Origin of the sequence: Kineococcus auxinigenes (assembly GCF_050871525.1) — a bacterium.
Classification (GTDB): Bacteria; Actinomycetota; Actinomycetes; order Actinomycetales; family Kineococcaceae; genus Kineococcus.
Window position 1 is genome coordinate 1 of the sequence record NZ_JBKBCT010000053.1, and the last position, 20,550, is coordinate 20,550.

Below are 20,550 nucleotides of genomic sequence, written 5' to 3' on the forward strand. Positions count from 1 at the left end.
CAACAGGAGCAGCAGCTAGTCATATGGGGCTACATGCAAGATCCAAGGAGGCCACCGAGGAGCGAAGCCAGCGGTGGCGCCGCCCTGGTGCTCAGCAGCTGGAAGAACCGCTACTGACAAAGGCTCAGTCGCCGACCAGGCGGTGCTCGACGTCGCGGGCGTCCAGCCGCTGCAGCTGGTCGGCGCGCTCTCGCACTTCTTGCAGCACCTGCCGGGCGTAGGAGTCGGCTTCCAGCGGGCGCGGCTGCAGCGGCCGGCAGTGCTCGCCGACGTCGAGGGATCCTGCGGGCAACAGGTCGGTGCGGGAGCCGTCGGAGGCGTCCAGGGCGATCACGTCCACCGGGTGCTGCGCGGTTCGCGGTGTCCAGGTGCGCGGGCGGGTGCGGCGGGGGGTGTGAGGTGTCCGCCGTGTTCGGGCCTCGCACCAGCTCCAGTCCTCGGCGCGAAGACGGTGATCGACGCGCTGATTACCGCTAGAGACCGCCGGCGTGTGCGGACGTTCCCGACGGGCCATGATCGCGCCCTGAGTGCGGGACGACCGTGAACTCGTCAACCGCCGGACCCACCCCCTGACCGCGCCCTGGTTGTGAGCGCGTGGACGACAGCGGTCGACGAGTCTTCGGGTTCGACGGGCTCAGTCGGGTGGAACCAGGTGGATGCCGAGGTCGGTGCGGCCCGGCAGGAGGTCCGCGCGCAGGGTGCGGGTTCCGCGGTAGTCACCGTCGCGCAAGCGGCGGAAGGGGCGGGCCGGTTCGGTGTCGACCGTGCGCAGCCTCTCGCGCAGGCGCTCGACCTCTCGCTCGAGCCCGACCGCCCCCAACGTGTCGGCGTCGTGGACCACGTGCAGTTCGAGCGTCTCGATGCCGACGTACCACAGCACGCCGTGGGTGAGGGGGAACAGCAGTGACTCCAGGTCGCCGCTGATGCCGCGCGGGCCGATCGAGCGTGCGTCCTCTCCCGCGGTCACCACGACGAGTGCCTTGCGCCCATTCAGGCCTCCGTCGCCGTAGCGTCGCGGGACCCCGAGCTGCGGATCGAGGTCTCCGAAGGCGAACCCGGCGGTGAGGACGCGCTCGAACCAGCCCTTCAGGATCGCCGGCGGCCCGTACCACCACAGGGGGAACTGGATGACGAGCAGCTCCGCCGTGGCGAGCTTGGCCTGCTCCTCGCGCACGTCGGCGGGCAGTCGCCCCCGGGCGTGCGCCTCGCCGAGGAGCTGGGCGATGTCGCCGGGCCCGCCGGCGTCGTCGGAGGAGGCGTCGTCCGGGGAGTCGTCGCCGGCGAAGTCCCGGGGGCGCAGGACCGGGTCGAAGCCCTGGGCGTACAGGTCGGAGGTCATCACCTCCCGGTGCGCGGACAGGGCTCGCACCCCCTCACGGAAGAGACGGCCGTTGAGGGACGAGCTGCGGGGGTGTGCGTGCACCCACAGGGCCGTGCCCGGTGTCGGCGGGTGGGCGATGGTCATGCGCGAGCTCCCCGTGCTGGTGGGTGGAGGCGGACCCGGTGCCGGGCCTCGGCGCCGGGGGCGAGGGTGGTGCCATCGCTCATGGTGTCGATCCAACACCGCAAGCCCTGGACGGATCCATGGGTCAGACCCTGAAGCACCAAAGCGATCGTCTAGCGTGGTCGGCATGGATGCGCTCAGCGACCTGATGCGCGGTGTGCGGGCGCACGGCTCGCTGTTCGGCAGCACGACCCTGACCCCGCCCTGGTCGCTGCACTTCGTCGACGGCGCGCCGTTGAGCCTGTGCACCGTCCTGCACGGAGGGGGTTGGATCGTCCCGCAGCACGAGCCGCCGGTGCGCCTCGGCGCCTGCGAGACGGCGCTCGTGCGCGGTCCTGGCACCTTCACCTTCGTCGACGAGGTCGGCACTGCAGCGGTCCCCGTCGTGTGCGGGGTGGAGTGCGCGACGCCGGAGCAGGGCGGCGCGCGACACCGGCTGGGCTGGCACGACCCCGGGGAGACCCGCGACGACGAGAGCGCTGCGACGACCCTCGTCGTCGGCGCCTACCCGGTGCACGGCGAGATCAGCCGTCGCCTGCTGGAGGCGTTGCCGGTCGTGCTGCGTGTGGACGCCGGCGGAGCGGTCGACCCCGTGCTGGATCACCTCGCCGCCGAGGTCGCCGTCGACGCCCCCGGTCAGCAGGTCGTCCTGGACCGCCTGCTGGACTGGATGCTGGTCTGCACGTTGCGCGACTTCTTCGACCGCCCCGGTCGGCGGGCGCCGGCGTGGTGGGCGGCTCAGCGCGACCCGGTGGCGAGCACGGCGTTGCAGGCGCTGCACACCGAGCCCGCGGCACCGTGGACGGTCGCGGCGCTGGCCGAGCGCGCCGGGGTGTCGCGTGCGACGCTGGCCAAGCGGTTCAGCGACCTGGTCGGTGAACCGCCGCTGACCTACCTCACCCGCTGGCGCATGACCCTCGCCGCGGACCTGCTCCTGGAACGCCCGACGGCGAGCGTCGCCGAGATCGCCCGCACCGTGGGGTACTCCGACCCCTTCGGCTTCAGCGCCGCGTTCAAGAGGGTCCGCGGCCTCAACCCGAGCGACTTCCGTCGCACCGCGACCACCGTCTCGCCGGCCGCTGCCCCGCCTGTGGCCGCCCGCACCGGCTCGGCCGGCAGCAGGACCTGACGGCGCGACGGCTCCCGGTGAGGCGCTCCAGCTCGCTCGGTCATCGACAAGACCGTGAAGTCGCCGGCGGGTACGTGATCGCACCCGGAGGGCGGTGCCTCGGCGCCCGCTCTGGCGCTGTCGTGGACCAGCTGCAGCCCGTCAGGGAGCCGGTGGCAGGCGGCGCGCGGCGTGCGGGTCGCCACTGGGTGGGAGCGGGGTGCGCGGCACCACCGCGCCGTCGGGGAAGCGCTCGGGGCGGGTGGCTCCGACGAGCACGGAGCAGCGGGGCACGTCTTCGACGGTGCGCGCTGCCCGCCGGAACCGTCCAGAGGCGTCAGGGAGGGAGTCACGGCCGCCCGCGGGTCGCGGCGGGAGCAGGTGTCCGTGGCGGTGGTCGTCCTGCCATGGTGGAGACGTGCGCAGCGAAGGCGTGGACCCCCGGGACGTCAGCTCCGAGGTGGAGCAACCGGCCTACCGCGTCCACTTCCGGGAGCGGACGGGAACCGCCCACGACTTCCCGCAGCGCCGCGGTCCCGACCTGGGCCCGCCCCGGGCGTACCCGTCGTCCTCCAGCGACGAGCACCGCCTGCTGCAGGCCCGGGACGTGCAGGAGGTGCTGCAGTGGGCCCAGCAGCAGGCCGACGGGCGCCTGTTCGTGGTGCACGTCGAGACCACGGACGGGGGGCAGCGCGGGTTGCTGCGCCTGCAGGGGCGGGATCCGGACGACGCCACCTCCGGCGCGGCGCACGGCCGGGCGGCGACGGCCCGGGGTTCGAGAGCCTGAGTTCGACGACGGTGCCGGTCCGATGGGGGACGTGGTGGGCACCGACGACCTCGACCACCCGCGGATGCGCAGCCGGTCGCGATTGGTGGGCACCGCCACGGCGGCGGAGCCGTGACCGCCGGGAACCGGAGGGAACCTCCCCGGGGGTCCAGGTCCCTTCAGGGGTGTGATGCTGCGCAACCGTCCCGGTGACGACGGGCAAGGACCCCCGGGTTTCGCCGACTTCGCCGCCGCCCGCTACCCGGCCCTGGTGCGCCTGGGCACCCTGCTCAGCGGCGACGCCCACCACGGCGAGGACCTGGCGCAGATGGGGCTGCTGGCGGTGCTGAGAGCCTGGCGGCGCCTGCACCCGCACGGTGACCCGGAGGCCTACGCCCGGGTGGTCATGACCCGCCTGGCCGCCAAGGCGGGGCGCCGGCGCTGGCGGGCGGAGACGCCCACCGCCGTCCTGCCCGAGCCGGCCGCACCGGCGCACGGCAACCCCGAGGCGAGCGTGGACGCCCAGCGGATGCTGGCGCGGCTGCCCACCCCGCAGCGGCTGGTGCTGGTGCTGCGCTTCTGGCTCGACCTCAGCGAGCAGGAGACCGCCGAAGCCCTGGACTGCTCGGTCGGCACGGTGAAGTCCCGCACCTCCCGCGCGCTCGCTGCCCTGCGCGCCACCAGCTCGTCCCCCGCGAGCGCTGCCCCCCACCGACGCGACACCGGGCTGCGCCCGGGGAGCGGAGAACGACGATGAACCAGAGCGACGACACCTCAGACGTGCGGAACCTGCTGCAGACCGCTGCGCGCACCGCCCCGCGCGAGAGCGACCCCGTCGCGGCGGTCCTGCGCCGCCGCCGGCACACGCGCCGGCGGGCGGCGGCCCTGACGGTGGGAGCGCTCAGCGCCTGCACCGCCGTCGCCGTGGTCCTCACCGGAGCCGGCCTGGACGGGCAGGGGGTCACCCGCACCCGGCCGGCCCCACCGGCCGGCACCACCGGCCCCGATCCCGCCCCCGAACCGACGTGGACACCGCCGGCACCGACGCTGACCGAGCGCGGCATCAACGGCGTGCAGGTCGACGCCGACGGTTACCCGGCGAGCACCACCGACGGGTTCTGCCTGAACCCGGGCACCGTCACCGTCGTCACCGCACCCTCGGCCCTCGGCGCCTCGTGCCTGGACGACTCCTTCCGGGGACCCGGCGCCCTGGTCCAGCCCGCGCAGGTGGCGCAGTGGACCGGCGGAGCGCCGGCCACCCCGGGGATCACGCTCATCGACGGGGTTCCGGTGTACGTCAACGACGCCCCCTACGGCGCCGAGAGCGTCGCGAGCATCAGCGTCCCCAGCCGCGGCGTGGACGTGACGCTGACCGGCACCGAGGCGCAGGTGCGCGAGCTGCTGGGCAGCGTCAGCATCCAGCCGTGGCCGGGTGAGCGGGAGGCACCGGCGCGCGCCGGCACCGAGCCGGTGGCCACCGCGGTGATCACCGAGGCCGGCGGGGCGTGGACGGGTCGGTCCACGGACGCGGTGCTGCTGGGGCGCTTGCAGGAACTGGTCGATGCCGCACCGCGCGTGCAGGGCGAGCCGCAGTGCCTGCCCGCGCCGGAGCAGCAGGCGCAGGTGGACCTGCTGACCACCGCCGGCTACGAGCACGACGAGGACGGCCTGGCCACGGAGAGGTACCAGCGCGAGTACACCTACCTGCTCGTCGACGTCAGCGGCACCTGCGACGTCGTCTTCTCCAGCACCGGGGCGGTCCTGCGGCCGGAGCGCACCGGGTTCACCGCGCTGCTGCAGCAGCTGCGTGACAGCGAGGACTTCGGCGACTCGACCTGAACGTGCCGGGCGTGCACCGGTCCCGGCGCGGGTCGCGCGTCGGGGATTCAGGTCAGGACGTGGGCGGTGGCGGCGACCGTGCCGGGGTCCGGGGTGATCGTCACGGTGGTCGACGCCGCCGCGGGGAGGACCGCCTCGGGCGACGCGTCGACCGACGTCCTCGATCGTGATCGTCCGTCAGCGTCGGCGGGGTGACGCGGCCGGGCGCGGGACCCGGTTCCTCACCGGTTCCTCACCGGCTACGACCACACCCCCGGGTGGGGCGGGCTCGGCCGGGTCCTGGACCACCTCGGGACCCACCAGCACCTCGCCGTCGACCTGCGTCCGTCGGTGCAGTCGGACGGCAGCCTGCGGTTCGTCTCCGGCGCAGCGCTTCCACGAGGGCCCGGCCGCGTTCCGGTTCCTGATGCTGCTGTCCGGCACGGCGCGGCTGGCCGAGGGCTACGACGACGCGCGGGACCGGTGCACGATCGAGGTGGAGGTCTCCGACGAGCGGGGAGTCGATGCTCGGTGCTCACTCGTCGAGGTCGTCGGCCTCGTCCACCGGGGCGCGCCAGTGCCACGCCAGGGCGGCGGCGGGCAGCATGCTCGCTGCGAGGGAGGAGGCGAACAACACCGCCATCCACCCGACGCTGCCGACGAGCCGCACACCGGTCTCCTGCGCCAGGAAGCCGTTGAGGACGGCCAGTGCCACCAGTGCACCCAGCAGCACCAGCGTCAGGCGGAAACCTCGCCGGTAGGCGTGGTCGCGTTCGCTGATCTCGCGTTCGTCGAGCAGGCCCTCGGGTGCGTTGTCCAGCATCCGGGTCGCACGGCGCAGCTGGACGATCCCGGTGCTGCCCAGGATGGAGGTGACTCCCACCAGCAGCGCGGTCAGGGCGCCACCGCCGGCGACGGAGGCGGCCACACCGAGGGCGAAGGTGACCACCGGCAGCAGGGCGAGGGTGCGGCGGCTGGTGCGGGTGGCCAGCCAGCTCGGCAGCGGCTGCTGGCGCTGCTCCTGCAGGTGGGCTTCCACCTCGGCGCGCAGTCGCTCGCGGCGTCGTGCGCTGCCTCGAAGGGTTTCGCCGGAGGTGTTCACGAGCTCGCTCCTGCCGTCGGGGACGTCGCGGGGGTCGTCGCGGTGGTGGGGTACAGCTGCGCCGACATGGGCGGGAAGGGGGTCAGGGAGAAGATCGCCTCGACCGGGAGGGCGAAGAAGCCGGCCAGGCGCAGGGCGAGCTCGACGGAGGGGCCGTAGTCGCCGCGTTCGAGGAAGCCGACGGTCTGCACGTTGATGCCGACCGCCTCTGCCAGCTGACGGCGGGTGAGGCCGCGCTCGGTGCGCAGCACGGCGAGCCGGTTGTGCAGCTGCTTCGCACCCGGGGCGTCCTCGGCCTTGTCCCTCACGCCCTCCATGTTGCGCATCCGCAACACGGAATGCAACTGAAGCAATGACGATGTGGTGAGGCGGTACCGGCCGCCACCGTGTGAGCATGGCCCCGTGGAACTCGAACGCGCTGACGTGGTCGCCCTCTACGAGCGCTACCTCACCTGCTGCAACGAGCACCGCTTCGACGACCTGGGCGAGTTCGTCTCCGAACGGGTCAGCGGGTCCGGGCCCGTCGACGGGCTGGCCGCCTACGTCGACGGGGTCAAGGCGGTGTGCGTCGCCTTCCCCGACTACCGCTGGGAGCTGCAGGAACTCGTCGTCGAGGGGGGCGCGATCGCCGCGCGGTTGATCGGGCGGGGCACGCACACCGCACCCTTCAGCGGCATCGCGCCCACCGGCCGCAGGATCAGCACCCAGGAACTGGTGGTGTACCGCGTCGCCGACGGCAAGATCGTCCACTGCTGGGGTGACCTCTACCCCGTGGTCCGCGACGCCTTGACGACCTCCGAGGCCGTCTGAGCGTTCCGGGCCGGCCGGCGCGCGCCTACCGCGAGCTGCCGCGGTCGGCCTCGTGGTCCTCGAGGATCGCGTCGAGGACGCGGTGGGCCCTGGCGGACGCTTCGTCGTCCCGGTCGACGGCCGCGGCGCAGGTGGCCAGGGTCTTCCACAGCGCCCAGCCCCGTCCTCGCGCCCAGGTGCCGTCGTCGACGCCCAGCCGATCCCGGAACGCCTTGCGCCCTGCGGCGTCCAGCAGCGTCCAGGCACCGGCGAGGTCGCACGAGGGGTCGCCGACACCGCAGGTGCCGAAGTCGATGACGGCGGCCAGGTGCCCGTCGCGGAGCAGCAGGTTGCCTCCGGCGACGTCGCCGTGGAACCAGAGCGGGACGTGGTTCCACCGCGCGCCGAGGGCCGTGGCCCAGACCTCGCGGGCCAGTGCGGTGTCGATGCGGCCCTCCAGCGCGTCGAGCGCTTCCTGAGCCGTCGCGTCGTAGGTGCGCAGGGTGCCGCCGCGGAACCAGTTGTGCACGCCCGGCGGCGGCCCGCCGGTGGGGTCGACCCGCTGCACGGCGGTCAGGAAGTCGGCGAGGTCCAGGCCGAAGCGGACCGGGTCGACGGTGCCGCCGGTGGTGCGGTCGGCGGTCGCCGGTTCGCCGTCGATCCACCGGTGGACCGACCAGGCGAAGGGGTAACCCCCACCGGGTTCGCCCCTGCCCAGCGGGGTGGGGACGGGCAGCGGGAGCTGCGCGGCGAGCCGAGGGAGCCAGCGGTGCTCCTTCTCGACCGCGAGGGCGTACTCGGCAGCGGAGGGCAGGCGCACCGACATCTGCGGGCCGAGGTGGAAGGTGAAGTTGTCCCAGCCGCCGTCGGCCACCGGGTGGACGGGCAGGTCTGACCACCGGGGGAACTGCTCGGCGATGAGCCGGCGCACCACCTCGACGTCGACGGTGAGGCGGGTGGGCACCGGTCCGAGGTCGTGAGCGCCGCTCACGCGAGCGGCTCCGGGGTGCTCACGCCCGCTGGAGCGGTGGCGGTGCCCGCGGGCGCTGCCCGACCCCGCCCTCCGTCGAAGGTCACGAGGTCCAGGCTGGCAGACCGAACTGCCGCGTTCACCCGTGTTCCGCGCGTCCCGACGAGGCTCGAGGGCCCACCGGCCCGACCACCGGGACTTTCCTGACGCTCAAGTGTTGCCCGACGGGCAAGTGGCAGGTAGCTTTCCTGTCAGGCAAGCAGAGATCCGACCGGGAAGGAAACCTCACCGTGGACGCTCGTGAAGCACAGCAGGCCCTGACCCGGGCCACCCAGCGCCGCCAGCAGACCATCGCCGCCGGAACCGCCCCCTGGACGCGCGGGCAGGTGTGGAGCCTGTGCTCCTGCGCGCTGGCCCTGGGCGTCCTGGTCGACGCGGGCATGATCTGGCTGTGGGTGCTCATGATGGTCATGGGCGTCGGTGTCGCCTGGCAGCGCGGGGTGCAGCTGAAGCCCACTCGCGACTCCGGTCGCTGGCAGACCGCTCTGGTCGCGACCTTCGTGCCGGCGCTGGCCCTGAACGTCCTCTTCCAGGCCGTCGCGCGGGGGCTGGACTGGCCGCTGCCGAACACCGTCGGCATGGTCGGCGCCTGCCTGGTCATCATCACCCTGACCCGCGCGGTGCAGGCCCGGATGGCTGCGAGCCTGCGCCCGTGACCACCGCACCCGACGCGAGCGGCACCGCGATCGACGAGTTCCTGCACACCCCCGCCCGCCTGAACATCTGCTCCCTGCTCGCCCCGGCGGACTGGGTCACCTTCTCCTTCCTGCGCGACACCATCGGCACCAGCGACTCGGCCCTGTCCAAGCAGGTCACCGCCCTGGAGCAGGCCGGGTACGTCGAGGTGCGCAAGGAACGCGCCGTTCGCCGCCAGACCTCGGTGCGCCTCACCGACGCCGGGCGCGACGCCTTCGACTCCTACCTGGCCACCCTCGAACTCCTCGTCGCCCGCGCCCGCGGCGGTTCCTAGGCGCACGTGGGCCGGTTCTCCTCAGCTCCGGGGACGGACCGGACGTCGGATCAGCTGGATCAGGGGCACGGGGCCGCTACCGTCGCCGGCATGGACGACGGCCGGACCTCTCGTCGCGACCGGCGCATCTCCGGCCTGCTCGCCGCGCTCGCCGACGGCGTGCTCGTCCTCGAGGAACGTCGACGTCGCCGCAGGAGCGGTTCGAGGGGGTGACGTCCCTCGCCGCGGCCTGAACGCACTGCGGCGTCGGCTGCACCGCTGACACGGCGGATGAGCTGGGCGTTCCCCGGTGGGGACGACCCACGTGCTCACCGTCCGCGAGCCGCCCTGGCTCGTGCCTCGATCGCGAGGGTGACGTCGGTCCTGGCGTCGGCGTAGTCGTTCACGTCGTCCCACCGCTCGCTGATCAGGGTCCTCTCGGTGCTCTCGCAGAGGGTGCGGTCGTCGGCGTCGGAGCGCAGGTGGTCGCGCAGGAGGAGGTACTCGTCCACCGCGACCACGACGTCGACTATCGGTTCGGCGGCCAGCCCCGGGACGGAGGTGGAGCCGATGTGTTCGAGCTCGAGCGCCTCGACACCCCCCACGAGCTCGACGGTGGTGACGTCCGGTCGGCGCGGCTCGCGACTCCTGCTCGCACGGACGTCCTCGCGGCCGGCGCAGCCGCTGCTCACCAGTAGTGGGGCTGCTCCCGGGCCGGGTCGGCGAGCACGACGTCCAGGCCGGAGCGGTGCACCAGGGCCTCGACGGCTTCGGCGGCGGCACCGATGCCCGCGTAGTGCGGGTCGACGTCGCGAACCAGGCACCAGGCGTGGTCGGCGGGCCAGGCGAACGCCGGGTCGGGAGCGTGGCTGGAGGGCCTCAGCGGCAGCGCCGGGCCCCAGTCGCCGAAGTCGCCGGTGCCGCCTCGGAAGAGGTGGTAGTCGCGGTTCGGCAGGTGCACCGGTGCCGGGTGCAGGTCTGCCGGCGGCTGGAGGGGCCCGGGACGCGCTGACCGCGGGTGCAGTCCCGGCGCGGACCCGGCGGGGGGTTCCTGCAGCAGCGGTGCACCGTCGTCGAGGCGGTACCGGCCGCTGTCGGTGCCCGGGCCACCCGGCAGGCGCGGCCAGGTGCCCCGGTCGTCGCGCGGAGGGTGGCCGGAACCGGCGGGGTGGACGCCCCAGCCGTCCCACAGCAGGAAGAAGCACTCCTGCGGGGTGGTGGTGAACGCGGTCAGGACGTCGACCACGCGGCGCAGCTGCTCGGTCTCCGACGCCTGCACGAGCGGGTCACCGGCGTCGTTCTCGCTCTGGCCGGGATGCGTGGGGTCCGGCAGGAAGCGCAGCCGCGCGTAGGCGGGCAGCCCGACCGGGCCCAGGCTGACCAGGCGGTCCCACGGCTGGGGGTCGTTCCGGAGCCACGCCGCTGGTGCGGCGTCGGGGCACGGGCTCATGCTCACCCGGCCACGATCGGTGCCGTGTCGTGCGGTCCGCACGTCCTGCGCGGCGGCGCCTGCCTGCAGCAGACCGCCCACCCCAGCGGTGATCTTGCACCGGTGAGCGTTCAACCGTGCATGATCACCACGGGTGGGAGTGGTGTGACCGGGTGGGGGACTGCGCGGCACCGGCGAGACCGCGGCACTGTCGAGACCGCGGCACTGTCGAGACCGTGGAGCCCGACGACGGTCGGGCCCGTCACCCACCCGCGGGTCCGAGCCGCCGGATCAGGGGGTGTCGGGGCGGGCTGCCAGCTGCTCGCGCAGCCGGCGCACCTCCTCGGTCAGCTGCGCCACGTCGGCGCGGGTCGCCTCGGCGTCGGCGCCCGAGGAGTCGCGGACCTCGTCGAGGAACCAGGACGCCAGCGACCCGGTGACGACACCGACGAGGGCGATGCCCGCGAGCATCAGCCCGACCGCGACGACCCGCCCGGTCGCCGTGACGGGCGAGTAGTCGCCGTAGCCGACCGTCGTGATGGTCGTCACCACCCACCACACCGCCTCGCCGAACGTGGTGATGCTCGCGTCGGGGGCGTCCCGCTCGGCGTCCAGGACGGCGCACGCGGCGCAGAAGCCGATCAGGATCGTCGCGGAGACCACGAACAGGCCGACGCGGCCGCGCAGCCGGGTGCCGGCGCGCTGGTTCAGCAGCCGCAGCACCGTGACCAGCCGCAGCAGCCGCAAGGGCTGCAGCATCGGCAGCACCAGCAGCAGCAGGTCCAGCGGGTGGGTGAGGAAGAAGCGGCCGCGGCGGGGGCTCAACCCCAGCCGCAGCAGGTAGTCGACGCCGAACGCCACCCAGGTGACGGTCTGCAGCCCGCGGCACGCCGTGCGCACGGGCGCCGGCAGGTCCGGCTGCAGGATCGGCAGGGAGTAGCCCACCAGCCACAGCACGGCCACGGCCGTCGCGAGTCGTTCGCTGCGGTGCTCGTAAGCGCGGTACCGGGCGCCGCGGGAGGTGGTGGTCGGAGTGCTCACCGGCCCTGACTAGCGGCGCCGCGCGGTGGTGTCCACCGCGCGGCGCCGCCACCCGAGGTCGTGCTCACCGGAACGGGAGCGGGGCTCCGTCGACCCGCACCCCGTCCGGCGGTCCCCCGGTCGCCCTCCCCGACCGGGGCCTCCCCGCACCGGTCCTCAGACCGGCGCGACGAGGGGTTCGGCGGAGCGGGCGTGCAGCTCCCGCAGGTCCGCGACCCGCCCGGCCGCGACCTCGGCGGCCTCGGCGTCGCCGCGGACCTCGGCCGCGCGCTGCTCGGACAGGGCGAGCTCGACCTGGGCGGTGAGCTCGGCGGTGAAGGCGGGGGTGGTGAGCTCGGGGGTGGTCAGCGTGGTGGTCACGGTGGCTCCTCGGGTCGGTGCGTCGGTACGGGTCAGCGGGTGGCCGGCTCGATGTCGAACAGGGGAGCCAACCCGGTGCGGTGCAGCACGTCCAGGTCGTCGCGGCCCAGGCCGCGCAGGACGACCCGGCCGCCACGCACCCTGCAGCAGCGCTTGGCGCGCAGCAGGAGCGCCACCACCACCGAGGAGAGGTGCTCCACGCCGGACACGTCCACCACGAGGGTGGATGTGCCGGAGTCCAGCGCCTCGCCCAGGGTGCGGCGCAGCGCGCCGACGCCCTGGCGCAGGCAGCCCTCGTGCAGGGCCACCACGGTGACCCCCTCCTCGGGGCTCTCCCCGGCCCGGGGGGCGACGGTCCCGTCGCGGTCGAGCACCTGCACCGCGTCCACGCTCCCCTCCGGTGTGCCCGCGCCGGCAGGGGCGCGGGTCGTTGGCCGCCCCGCCGTTCCCGGTCGGGGCGTGGTCACCACAGTGACCGAGGCGTGTTGCGGTTCCCCGGTCGTCTCCTTTGCGATCCTGTGACGATCCGTGACGACTCAGCACCCGGTCGCCGCGGCCGGTCGGTGCGCTGGCACCATGCGGACGTGTCCACCCACGTCCTTGTCCTCGACGACGACGACGGGATCCGCACGTCCCTGACGCTGGCCCTGGAGGACGAGGGCTACCTCGTCACCGGCTGCTCGACGGCGGAGGAGGCCCTGGCCGCCGTCACCGACGGCGCCCAGCCCGACGTCCTGGTCGTCGACCTCATGCTCGGCGGCATCGACGGCTTCACGTTCATCCGGCGGGTCCGGCCGGTGTGCGGCTCCCCCGTCGTGGTGCTGTCCGCGCGGCACGACAAGAGCGACATCGTCGCCGCCCTGGAGGCCGGCGCCGACGACTACGTCACCAAGCCGTTCGACCTGGGCGAGCTGTTCGCGCGGCTGCGCGCGCTGCGCCGGCGCGTCGAGGGCACCGCCGCCGCGGAGGAGGAGGAAGCCGTCGTGCTGGACTCCGTGGAGGGCCCCCTGGTGCTGGACGCCGCCGCCGGCACCGTGCGCCGCGGCGCGCAGCAGCTGCACCTGACGGTCACGGAGTTCCGGCTGCTGCGCGAGCTGGCCGGGGCGCCGGGACGGGTCCTCAGCCGGCGCACGCTGCTGGAGCGGGTGTGGGACCGCGGGTTCTTCGGCGACGAGCGCATCGTCGACGTCCACGTGCGCAGGCTGCGCACCAAGGTGGAGGCCGACCCCTCCGCACCCCGGCTGATCACGACCGTGCGGGGGCTGGGGTACCGGCTGGACGTGCGGTGAGGCGGGTGCGCCCGCTGGGGCTGCGCGCCGGCGTCACCGCCTCCTTCACGCTGGGCGCCACGGCCCTGGCGACGCTGGCGGCGCTGGGCACGTACGCGGTGACGCGCGACTACCTGCTGGACCAGCGCGAGGAGGCGGCCGTGCGGCAGGCCTTCGTCGACGCCTCCTCGGTGCGCGACGGGCTGCGCACCTCCGGGGTGACGGTGGGTGACGTCCTGGGGGCGGTGTCCCCGCCCACCGGCTCGGAGCTGCTGGTGCACCGCGGCGAGCGCTGGTACTCCGCGTCCCTGCAGGTGGGCGGCGACGACGTCCCGGCCTCGCTGAGCACCACGGTGGGCGCGGGAACGGCGGGGGTGACCTGGACGCGGGTGGACGGCGAGCCGGCCGTCGCCGTGGGGGTGCCGCTGCCCGCGGTGGCCGCGGAGTTCTACGAGGTCACCGTCACCGAGGAGCTGGAACGCACCCTGCTGGCGGTGCGCACCGCACTGGCCGCGTTCGCGCTGTCCACCGCCGTGGGCGGTGCGCTGCTCGGCGTGTGGGCCTCGCGCCGCGCGGTGGCGCCGCTGCACGCGGTGGCCGGGACCGCCGCCCGCATCGCCGGCGGCGAACCGGGCACCCGCCTGCCCCCCACCACCGACCCGGACCTGGCGACGATCGTGGGGTCCTTCAACAGCATGGTCGACGCGCTGGAGGAGCAGATCCAGCGGGAGGTGCGCTTCAGCGCCGACGTCAGCCACGAGCTGCGTTCGCCGCTGACCACCCTGGTCACCAGCGTGGCGCTGCTGCAGCGCCGCCGCGAGGAGCTGCCGGCGCGCTCGCAGCAGGCCCTGGACCTGGTGGACCGGGAGCTGGACCGCTTCGCCCGCACCCTGGACGACCTGCTGGAGCTGGCGCGGCTGGAGTCCGGCACCACCGCGCGCGAGCGGGTCAGCACGGGCGCCGCCGACCTGGCGCGCCAGGCCCTGGACGGCAGCGGGCGCCGCGACGTGCCGGTGCGCGGCGGCGGGGGCGCGGCGCGGGTGCGCGTGGACGTCGAGCAGGTGGGGCGCGCCCTGGTGAACCTGTTCGACAACGCCGACCGGCACGGCGAGGGGCTGGTGGAGGTGGTGGTGCAGCGGGTGGGCGACCGGGTGCGCCTGCTCGTCGACGACGCCGGGCCGGGGGTGCCGCCCGCTGAGCGGCAGCGGGTGTTCGAGCGGTTCGCGCGGGCCGGTTCACGCGGGTCGCTGCCCGGTTCGGGCCTGGGGCTGAGCCTGGTCGCCGAGACGGTGCGCGCCCACGGCGGCACGGTGCGGTGCGCGGCGTCCCCGCAGGGCGGGGCGCGGTTCGTCGTGGAGCTGCCCGCCTCGGACGCGCTCGTGCCGGCGGACGCCGGCGCCACGGCGGCGCCGCACGGCGGCGGGGAGCCGGCGTGAGGGCCCCCGCGCCGCCGGCGGCGCTGGCCGCCGGGCTGCTGGTCCTCGGGCTGCTGGCCGGTTGCGGAGCGCCCTCGGAGGGGCAGGTGCGCGAGATCGGCCCCACCGAGGTGCCGTACGGGCTGCTCGACCCGCCGCCGGAACCGTCCGCGGACAGCTCCGCCACCGCCGAGGCCGGCAGCGGGCCGCGCGTGTACTTCCTCCAGGGCGACGCGCTGCTGGCGGTGCCGCTGGGCACCGCCACCAGCGACGGCACCGACCACCTGGACGCGCTGCTGCAGCGGCTGTCCGCCGGGCCGGGCCGGCAGGAGCGGGCCGACGGCCTCAGCAGCGCGCTGGGCACGGACGTCCAGCTGCGCGCCACCGACCTCGCCGGCGGCACCGCCCGGGTGGCGGTGACGGGCCTGGCGCAGAACCTCGCCGCGGACCGCCTGCCGCTGGCGGTGGGCCAGGTGGTCCTGACGGCCACCACGGCGCCCGGCGTGGACTCGGTGCAGCTGGTGCGCGACGGGGAGGTCCTGGAGGTCCCCCTGCCCGGCGGGGAGCAGACCGCCGGGCCGCTGACGGCCGCCGACTACACCTCGCTGGTGGGCAGCGACCGGACGGCACCGGCGTCCTGAGCGCCGCGCTCAGCGCCGCTCCACCGCTGCGAGGCAGTTCGCCGAGCGCAGCACCTCCGGGGCCGTCCAGCGCTCCTGCGGCACGCGCCGGCCGGTGCGCACGGTGAACGCGTGCACCTCGCCGGCCAGCAGGGTGACCAGCCCGTCGTCCACGACGGCGTCGGGGGCGACGACGTCGGCCAGCAGCGTGACGTCGCGGGCGAGGGAGGTGGCCAGCACCCGCACCGCGTACCCGCCGGGGACCTCCTCGACGACGGTGCGCAGCGGCTCCGGCTCGTAGGCCAGGTCCCGGTCCTCCGCGAACGCGTGCACCGCGCGCGCCGCGGTGGCGCCCGCCCCGCCCGCGGCGTCCGCCCCGCCGGAGGGGCCGGCGACGTCGGCGACGAGGACCTCCGCGCTCGCGTCGGCGGGGGCCAGCAGGTCCGCGGGCAGGGCCAGCGTGCGGACCTGCCGGGCGGGCACGTCCACCTCGAGGGAGGCGGCCGCCAGCTCCCGCCCGCCCAGGGCGGTGCGGCGCACGTGCGCCCGGCCCCGCCAGGCCAGGGCGGTGTCGTTGACGAGGACGAGGTGCACGACCCCGTCGCGCGGCTGGAACGTCGCCAGCCGGGGCGCGTGGGCCCGGCGCAGGGCGTGGAAGGCGGGTTTGCGCCGGCCGTCGCCGTCGACGACGGCCCAGGAGGTGACCGGCCAGCAGTCGTTGAGCTGCCAGTAGACGCTGCCGGCGGTGCGCGGCCACCACGAGCGCAGGTGCTCCACCCCGACGCGGACGGCTCGCGCCTGGTTCAGCTGCGCGGCCCAGTTCCAGTCGCGGAAACCGGTGGGCACGCCGAGGTGGGGGGCCATGCCGCGGTCCAGCTTGCCGTTGCCGTCGACGGCCTTCTGGTGCAGGGCGAAGGCGGGTGAGTCCTTGCGCAGGTCCGCCGGCTCCAGGGCGCGGGTGAGGGTCGCCCAGGTGGGCGGGGCCTGGAACCCGAACTCGGAGCAGAACCTCGGGACCCGCTCGCGGTAGGCGGTGTAGTCGCGCTGGTTCCACACGTCCCACACGTGGGTGGTGCCGTGGCCGGGGTCGTTCGGGTGCAGCTCGCCCGCGGGCACGCCGGGGTTGGCGGGGCTGCCCGGGGAGTACGGGCGGGTGGGGTCCAGCTCCGCCAGGACCGCCGGGAACACCCCCTCGTAGTACCCCAGGCCCCAGGTCGACTCGCCGAGCTGTTCCTTCCAGCCCCAGTCCTCGTGGCCCCAGATGTTCTCGTTGCCGCCGTTCCACAGGACCAGGGAGGGGTGCGGGCACAGGCGGGTGACGTTCTCGCGGGCCTCGGCGACGAACTCCGAGTACAGCGGTTCCTCCTCCGAGTACGCCGCGCACGCCAGCGGGAAGTCCTGCCACACCATCAGGCCCCTGGCGTCGGCGAGGTCGTAGAAGTCGTCGGACTCGTAGACGCCCCCGCCCCACACCCGCACCAGGTTGACGTGCGCCTCCAGCGCGCGGTCAAGCGCCGCGGCGCAGCGCTCGCGGGTCACCCGGGTCAGCAGGTGGTCCTCGGGGATCCAGTTCGCGCCGCGTGCGAACACCGGCTGGCCGTTGACGACGAGGGTGAAGCGCGAACCGTGCTCGTCGGGGGTGGTGTCCAGCTCCACGGTGCGGAACGCGGTGCGCAGCCGGAGGGAGCCCAGTTCCGCGCCGCCGGCGGACAACCGCACCACCACGTCCACCAGGGGCTGCTCGCCGTACCCGACGGGCCACCACACGGGGGCGTCGGGGACCTCCAGCTCGACGAGCGCGGAAGCCTGCGCGGGGCCCAGGTGCGCGACGCCCGCCGCGCCGAGGCCCGGCAGCTCCACCTGCACGATCAGGTCGCCGGGCTCGCGCAGGCCGCAGCGCTCGACGTCGACGTGCACCGCCAGGCGACCGGTGGTGCCCTCCAGCGTCGCCAGCGGGCGCACGGCGGCCAGCCGGGCGGTGCGCCAGCGCTGCACGCCCGCCGGCCGCCAGATCCCGGCGGTCTGCAGGTCCGGGCCCCAGTCCCAGCCGAAGCTGCACGCCATCTTGCGCACCGCGTTGAAGGGGTGGTCGTAGGCGCGCGGGCGCGAGCCGACCTCCTTCTCCACCGCCTCGGCGTGCTCCAGGGCGGAGTCGAAGCGCACCCGCAGGTCGCCCCCGCCGGCGCGCAGGACGCCGGTGACGTCGAACCGGAACGTGCGGTGCATGTTCGCGGTGCGGCCCAGTTCCACGCCGTCCAGGGTGATCGTGGCGACGGTGTCCAGGCCGGTGAAGACGAGGTCGACGCGCTCGCCCTCGGCGGGTGCGGCCTCGCCGGCGGCGGCCAGGTCGAGGCGGTACTCCCAGGCGCTGCGGTGCAGCCAGGCCAGCGCGGTCTCGTTCTCGCCGAGGTACGGGTCGGGGATGAGCCCGGCGTCCAGCAGGTGGGTGTGCACGGTGCCCGGCACCGTCACCGGCAGCGGCCCGTCCGCCAGGGCGCGGGACACCGGTCCGGGCAGGTCACCGCCGACGGGGTGCAGCGTCCAGCCGGTGGTCAGTTCACGTTCGCGCACGGGCGGTGGCTCCTTCGGCGCTGCCGGGGCGGGCCACGTCGTCGACGTGGACCCACTCGCCGGTGCGGTGGTCGTAGCAGACGGAGTCGTCGATGCCGGCCCGGTCGGGCGCGGCCTCGGAGGAGACGACCTTGCCGAGGCGCTCGGGGTCGGGTGCCGCCAGCGCCAGCAGCTTGGTGTAGTCGTGGTGGGGGTCGAGGATCACGGCGTCGGCCGGGCCGCGCTCCACGACGCGGCCCCGGTACAGCACGAGGACCTCGTCGGAGAAGTGCCGGGCCGTGGCCAGGTCGTGGGTGATGTAGAGCACCGCGAGGGCGTCCTCGCGCTGCAGCCGGCCCAGCAGGTTCAGCACGCCCAGCCGGATCGACACGTCGAGCATGGAGACGGGTTCGTCCGCGATCAGGACCTGCGCACCGGGGGCCAGGGCGCGGGCGATGGCGACGCGCTGGCGCTGCCCGCCGGACAGCTCGTGCGGGCGGCGCGCGGCGATGTCGGCGGCCGGGGTGAGGTTCACCCGCTCCAGCATCTCCAGCACCCGCTCGCGCGTCCGCTCGGCGCCGCGGGTGCGCCCGTGCAGCAGCAGCGGGCGCGCGACGTGGTGCTCCACGGAGTGGAACGGGTTCAGCGAGGCGAACGGGTCCTGGAACACCATCTGCACGTGCCGGCGGTACAGCGAGCCCTGCACGGGGGTGCCGTCGTCCAGGCGCACGTCGATGGTGCCGGAACTGGGCCGTTCCAGGCGGGTGAGCATCCTGGCGATGGTGGACTTGCCGGAACCGGACTCGCCCACGAGCGCGACGGTGCGGCCGGGCACCAGGTCGAAGCTCACCCGGTCCACCGCCCGCAGCGCGCGGCGGCGCAGGCCCTGCCGGGTCCGGTACTCCTTGGTCAGGGCGCTGACGTGGACGCTGGTCACCGCTGCTCCTCGGGGTCGTCGGTCTCGCCCGTGCGCACGAAGGCGCCGCGCTCGCCGCTGAGGCTGGGGAAGGACCGCAGCAGGCGGCGGGTGTACGGGTGGGCGGCGTGGCGGTACAGGTCCTCGGCGGTGGCCAGCTCCACGACCTCCCCGCGCAGCATGACCGCGATGCGGTCGCTGATCTCCAGCAGCAGCGGCAGGTCGTGGGTGATGAACACGACGGCGAAACCCAGTTCGTCGCGCAGGCGCACGATCTCGCGCAGGATGTCGCGCTGCACGACGACGTCCAGCGCCGTCGTCGGCTCGTCCATGATCATCACCTGGGGTTCCAGGAGCATCGCCATCGCGATCATCACGCGCTGGCGCATGCCGCCGGACAGCTCGTGCGGGTAGGACCGCAGCCGCGCGGGGTCCACCCCCACCCGGGTGAGCACGTCCGCGGAGCGCTCGCGGCGGGAGCGCCGGTCCAGGGAGCGGTCGTGGGCGCGCAGCGTGTCGTCCAGCTGGGCGCCGACGGTGCGCACCGGGTTCAGCGCGTTCATCGCGCCCTGGAACACCATGGACAGCTTCGCCCACCGGAACCGCCGCAGCTCCTCGTCCGCCAGGGCCAGGACGTCCACGTCCCGCCCGTCGCGGTCGTGGAAGACGACCGAGCCTGAGGCGATGCGCGCCGGCGGCTGGTGCAGCCGGTTGATCGCGTACGCCAGGGTCGTCTTGCCGCACCCCGACTCCCCCGCCAGGCCCAGGACCTCCCCGCGGTGCAGGTCGAAGCTCGCACCCCGCACCGCCGTCACCGGCTGCTCGGTCTCGTAGACGACGCTGAGGTCGCGGACGCTGACGACCGCGGTGCCCGCCGGTGCCCCCGGCCGGTCCTGCCGCACGGCAGTGGTGCTCACGCCGCACCTCCCTCCTCGGCACCGGCCGCCCGGCGGGCGCGCCGCCGGTGCAGCCGGGCGTTCTTCAGCTTGGGGTTCACGATCTCGTCGATGGAGAAGTTGATGAGGGACAGGCCCGTGCCGAACGCGGCGATCACCAGGCCCGGCGGCGCGAACCACCACCAGGCGCCCAGCGGCAGGGCGAAACCGTTCTGGGCGTAGAACAGCATCGTGCCCAGGGTCGCCGAGCCGGAGGCCCCCAGGCCCAGGAACGACAGGCCCGCCTCGCCCAGGACGGCCGCGATGATGGCGAACACGAACTGCGAGGCCAGCACGGGCAGCAGGTTCGGCAGGATCTCCACCGCGATGACCCGCCAGGGCCGCTCCCCGGACAGCTTCGCGGCGGACACGTAGTCGCGGTTGCGCACCGACAGCGTCTGGGCGCGCAGCACGCGGGCCGACGCCGCCCAGCTCGTCAGCGCCAGGACCACCGCGATGGTCCACAGCCCCCGGCTCTCCCGCGGCACGAACCCGGAGATGACGATGACCAGCGGCAGGCCGGGGATGACGAGGAACACGTTGGACAGCAGGGAGAAGACCTCGTCGGCCGCTCCCCCGAGGTAGGCGCCGTAGATGCCGAAGAACGCCGACAGCACGGTCGCCAGAACCCCCACGATCAGCCCGATCTGCAGCGATCCGCGGGTGGCGAAGGCCAGCTGGGCGAACACGTCCTGACCGGTCTGGGTCGTGCCCAGCCACAGCTCCGGCGACGGCCCGGTCAGGCCGACGTCCCGGATCGCGTCGGGGTCACCGACGAAGAACGGCGCCAGCACCCCGAAGGCGACGATGCCGCCCACCAGGACCAGCCCGGTCGCCAGCCACGGCGTCATCGTCGGCAGCATCGCCCGCCACGCCGCTCCCGGCCGGCCGGTGCTGCCCGCCGCTGGTTCCCGCTGCACCGGCTGGGCGAGGGGCTGGGTGTTCGTCAT

The 20,550-nt window shown here is 74.6% G+C and carries 25 protein-coding genes; 11 read left to right on the forward strand and 14 right to left on the reverse strand.

Annotated features, from left to right (window positions below; genetic code table 11):
* Positions 1-124: 124 nt before the first annotated feature.
* Both ACRYR9_RS14250 and ACRYR9_RS14255 read right to left on the reverse strand, forming a co-directional pair.
* Positions 125-340, reverse strand: coding sequence for a hypothetical protein (locus ACRYR9_RS14250; RefSeq protein WP_432496799.1), 216 nt, complete (start codon positions 338-340; stop codon positions 125-127).
* A gap of 294 nt (positions 341-634) precedes the next feature.
* On the reverse strand, positions 635-1,465 hold the full coding sequence (locus ACRYR9_RS14255) for an NAD(P)H-dependent oxidoreductase (RefSeq protein ID WP_432496801.1): 831 nt from the start codon (positions 1,463-1,465) through the stop codon (positions 635-637).
* Positions 1,466-1,631: 166 nt separating this feature from the next.
* Here ACRYR9_RS14255 and ACRYR9_RS14260 point away from each other — a divergent pair, with 166 nt between their 5' ends.
* From ACRYR9_RS14260 to ACRYR9_RS14275, 4 genes are all read left to right on the forward strand, one after another.
* A complete protein-coding gene (locus tag ACRYR9_RS14260) occupies positions 1,632-2,633 on the forward strand; it encodes an AraC family transcriptional regulator (protein ID WP_432496805.1) in 1,002 nt (333 codons plus the stop codon).
* Positions 2,634-3,030: 397 nt separating this feature from the next.
* Positions 3,031-3,399, forward strand: coding sequence for a hypothetical protein (locus ACRYR9_RS14265; RefSeq protein WP_432496808.1), 369 nt, complete (start codon positions 3,031-3,033; stop codon positions 3,397-3,399).
* Positions 3,400-3,568: 169 nt separating this feature from the next.
* Positions 3,569-4,135: a SigE family RNA polymerase sigma factor gene (locus tag ACRYR9_RS14270; protein ID WP_432496877.1), complete on the forward strand. Its 567-nt coding sequence runs from the start codon at positions 3,569-3,571 to the stop codon at positions 4,133-4,135.
* Complete coding sequence (locus tag ACRYR9_RS14275) at positions 4,132-5,217, forward strand: hypothetical protein (RefSeq protein WP_432496810.1); 1,086 nt, start codon at positions 4,132-4,134, stop codon at positions 5,215-5,217. The genes ACRYR9_RS14270 and ACRYR9_RS14275 overlap by 4 nt, the downstream gene beginning before the upstream one ends.
* 514 nt (positions 5,218-5,731) lie before the next feature.
* On the opposite strand, the gene ACRYR9_RS14280 is transcribed toward ACRYR9_RS14275, so the two are convergent.
* On the reverse strand, positions 5,732-6,298 hold the full coding sequence (locus tag ACRYR9_RS14280; protein WP_432496813.1) for a hypothetical protein: 567 nt from the start codon (positions 6,296-6,298) through the stop codon (positions 5,732-5,734).
* Complete coding sequence (locus ACRYR9_RS14285; RefSeq protein ID WP_432496816.1) at positions 6,295-6,606, reverse strand: helix-turn-helix transcriptional regulator; 312 nt, start codon at positions 6,604-6,606, stop codon at positions 6,295-6,297. The genes ACRYR9_RS14280 and ACRYR9_RS14285 overlap by 4 nt, the downstream gene beginning before the upstream one ends.
* 94 nt (positions 6,607-6,700) lie before the next feature.
* On the opposite strand from ACRYR9_RS14285, the gene ACRYR9_RS14290 reads away from it, so the two are divergent.
* Positions 6,701-7,108, forward strand: coding sequence for an ester cyclase (locus ACRYR9_RS14290; RefSeq protein ID WP_432496819.1), 408 nt, complete (start codon positions 6,701-6,703; stop codon positions 7,106-7,108).
* 25 nt (positions 7,109-7,133) lie between these two features.
* Here ACRYR9_RS14290 and ACRYR9_RS14295 read toward each other — a convergent pair whose 3' ends face one another.
* Positions 7,134-8,078 carry an aminoglycoside phosphotransferase family protein gene (locus ACRYR9_RS14295; RefSeq protein ID WP_432496822.1) on the reverse strand — a complete coding sequence of 315 codons (945 nt, stop codon included), beginning with the start codon at positions 8,076-8,078 and terminating at the stop codon, positions 7,134-7,136.
* Positions 8,079-8,347: 269 nt separating this feature from the next.
* On the opposite strand from ACRYR9_RS14295, the gene ACRYR9_RS14300 reads away from it, so the two are divergent.
* The 3 genes from ACRYR9_RS14300 (at position 8,348) to ACRYR9_RS14310 (ending at position 9,300) form a co-directional block, all read left to right on the forward strand.
* Positions 8,348-8,773 (forward strand): hypothetical protein, encoded by a 426-nt coding sequence (locus ACRYR9_RS14300; protein WP_432496824.1) that lies wholly within the window; start codon positions 8,348-8,350, stop codon positions 8,771-8,773.
* Positions 8,770-9,087, forward strand: a complete 318-nt coding sequence (locus ACRYR9_RS14305) for a winged helix-turn-helix domain-containing protein (protein ID WP_432496826.1) — start codon at positions 8,770-8,772, stop codon at positions 9,085-9,087. The genes ACRYR9_RS14300 and ACRYR9_RS14305 overlap by 4 nt, the downstream gene beginning before the upstream one ends.
* 90 nt (positions 9,088-9,177) lie before the next feature.
* Positions 9,178-9,300 (forward strand): hypothetical protein, encoded by a 123-nt coding sequence (locus tag ACRYR9_RS14310; RefSeq protein WP_432496828.1) that lies wholly within the window; start codon positions 9,178-9,180, stop codon positions 9,298-9,300.
* A gap of 95 nt (positions 9,301-9,395) precedes the next feature.
* Here ACRYR9_RS14310 and ACRYR9_RS14315 read toward each other — a convergent pair whose 3' ends face one another.
* The 5 genes from ACRYR9_RS14315 to ACRYR9_RS14335 all read right to left on the reverse strand — a co-directional run bounded on the left by ACRYR9_RS14315 (position 9,396) and on the right by ACRYR9_RS14335 (position 12,285).
* On the reverse strand, positions 9,396-9,758 hold the full coding sequence (locus ACRYR9_RS14315) for a GrpB family protein (RefSeq protein WP_432496830.1): 363 nt from the start codon (positions 9,756-9,758) through the stop codon (positions 9,396-9,398).
* A complete protein-coding gene (locus ACRYR9_RS14320) occupies positions 9,755-10,522 on the reverse strand; it encodes a hypothetical protein (RefSeq protein WP_432496832.1) in 768 nt (255 codons plus the stop codon). The genes ACRYR9_RS14315 and ACRYR9_RS14320 overlap by 4 nt, the downstream gene beginning before the upstream one ends.
* 264 nt (positions 10,523-10,786) lie before the next feature.
* Entirely contained in the window at positions 10,787-11,536 is a 750-nt protein-coding gene (locus tag ACRYR9_RS14325) for a potassium channel family protein (protein WP_432496834.1), read from the reverse strand.
* Positions 11,537-11,692: 156 nt separating this feature from the next.
* Positions 11,693-11,896 (reverse strand): hypothetical protein, encoded by a 204-nt coding sequence (locus ACRYR9_RS14330; protein WP_432496836.1) that lies wholly within the window; start codon positions 11,894-11,896, stop codon positions 11,693-11,695.
* 32 nt (positions 11,897-11,928) lie between these two features.
* Positions 11,929-12,285: an STAS domain-containing protein gene (locus ACRYR9_RS14335; RefSeq protein WP_432496838.1), complete on the reverse strand. Its 357-nt coding sequence runs from the start codon at positions 12,283-12,285 to the stop codon at positions 11,929-11,931.
* A gap of 195 nt (positions 12,286-12,480) precedes the next feature.
* On the opposite strand from ACRYR9_RS14335, the gene ACRYR9_RS14340 reads away from it, so the two are divergent.
* Genes ACRYR9_RS14340 through ACRYR9_RS14350 form a run of 3 tightly spaced genes read left to right on the forward strand, consistent with a single transcriptional unit; the run spans position 12,481 to position 15,220 of the window.
* Entirely contained in the window at positions 12,481-13,185 is a 705-nt protein-coding gene (locus ACRYR9_RS14340) for a winged helix-turn-helix domain-containing protein (RefSeq protein ID WP_432496840.1), read from the forward strand.
* 5 nt (positions 13,186-13,190) lie between these two features.
* Positions 13,191-14,600 carry a HAMP domain-containing sensor histidine kinase gene (locus tag ACRYR9_RS14345; RefSeq protein ID WP_432530365.1) on the forward strand — a complete coding sequence of 470 codons (1,410 nt, stop codon included), beginning with the start codon at positions 13,191-13,193 and terminating at the stop codon, positions 14,598-14,600.
* Positions 14,597-15,220 (forward strand): GerMN domain-containing protein, encoded by a 624-nt coding sequence (locus tag ACRYR9_RS14350; protein WP_432496845.1) that lies wholly within the window; start codon positions 14,597-14,599, stop codon positions 15,218-15,220. Before ACRYR9_RS14345 ends, ACRYR9_RS14350 begins: the two co-directional genes overlap by 4 nt.
* Before the next feature lie 9 nt (positions 15,221-15,229).
* On the opposite strand, the gene ACRYR9_RS14355 is transcribed toward ACRYR9_RS14350, so the two are convergent.
* From ACRYR9_RS14355 to ACRYR9_RS14370, 4 genes are read right to left on the reverse strand one after another with little or no spacing between them, the layout of a single operon-like run.
* The gene (locus ACRYR9_RS14355; protein WP_432496848.1) at positions 15,230-17,770 is read right to left on the reverse strand and encodes a glycoside hydrolase family 2 protein; all 2,541 of its coding nucleotides are present in this window, start codon (positions 17,768-17,770) and stop codon (positions 15,230-15,232) included.
* Positions 17,757-18,686, reverse strand: coding sequence for an ABC transporter ATP-binding protein (locus ACRYR9_RS14360; RefSeq protein WP_432496850.1), 930 nt, complete (start codon positions 18,684-18,686; stop codon positions 17,757-17,759). The genes ACRYR9_RS14355 and ACRYR9_RS14360 overlap by 14 nt, the downstream gene beginning before the upstream one ends.
* The gene (locus tag ACRYR9_RS14365) at positions 18,683-19,582 is read right to left on the reverse strand and encodes an ABC transporter ATP-binding protein (RefSeq protein WP_432496852.1); all 900 of its coding nucleotides are present in this window, start codon (positions 19,580-19,582) and stop codon (positions 18,683-18,685) included. Before ACRYR9_RS14365 ends, ACRYR9_RS14360 begins: the two co-directional genes overlap by 4 nt.
* The gene (locus ACRYR9_RS14370; RefSeq protein WP_432496855.1) at positions 19,579-20,550 is read right to left on the reverse strand and encodes an ABC transporter permease; all 972 of its coding nucleotides are present in this window, start codon (positions 20,548-20,550) and stop codon (positions 19,579-19,581) included. Before ACRYR9_RS14370 ends, ACRYR9_RS14365 begins: the two co-directional genes overlap by 4 nt.

What these genes read in the sequence shown, in the direction of transcription:
- ACRYR9_RS14255 (WP_432496801.1), bottom strand. Translation starts at nt 1,465, where the DNA reads ATGACCATCGCCCACCCGCCGACACCGGGCACGGCCCTGTGGGTGCAC.
- ACRYR9_RS14260 (WP_432496805.1), top strand. Translation starts at nt 1,632, where the DNA reads ATGGATGCGCTCAGCGACCTGATGCGCGGTGTGCGGGCGCACGGCTCG.
- ACRYR9_RS14270 (WP_432496877.1), top strand. Translation starts at nt 3,569, where the DNA reads ATGCTGCGCAACCGTCCCGGTGACGACGGGCAAGGACCCCCGGGTTTC.
- ACRYR9_RS14370 (WP_432496855.1), bottom strand. Translation starts at nt 20,550, where the DNA reads ATGACGAACACCCAGCCCCTCGCCCAGCCGGTGCAGCGGGAACCAGCG.
- ACRYR9_RS14310 (WP_432496828.1), top strand. Translation starts at nt 9,178, where the DNA reads ATGGACGACGGCCGGACCTCTCGTCGCGACCGGCGCATCTCCGGCCTG.
- ACRYR9_RS14275 (WP_432496810.1), top strand. Translation starts at nt 4,132, where the DNA reads ATGAACCAGAGCGACGACACCTCAGACGTGCGGAACCTGCTGCAGACC.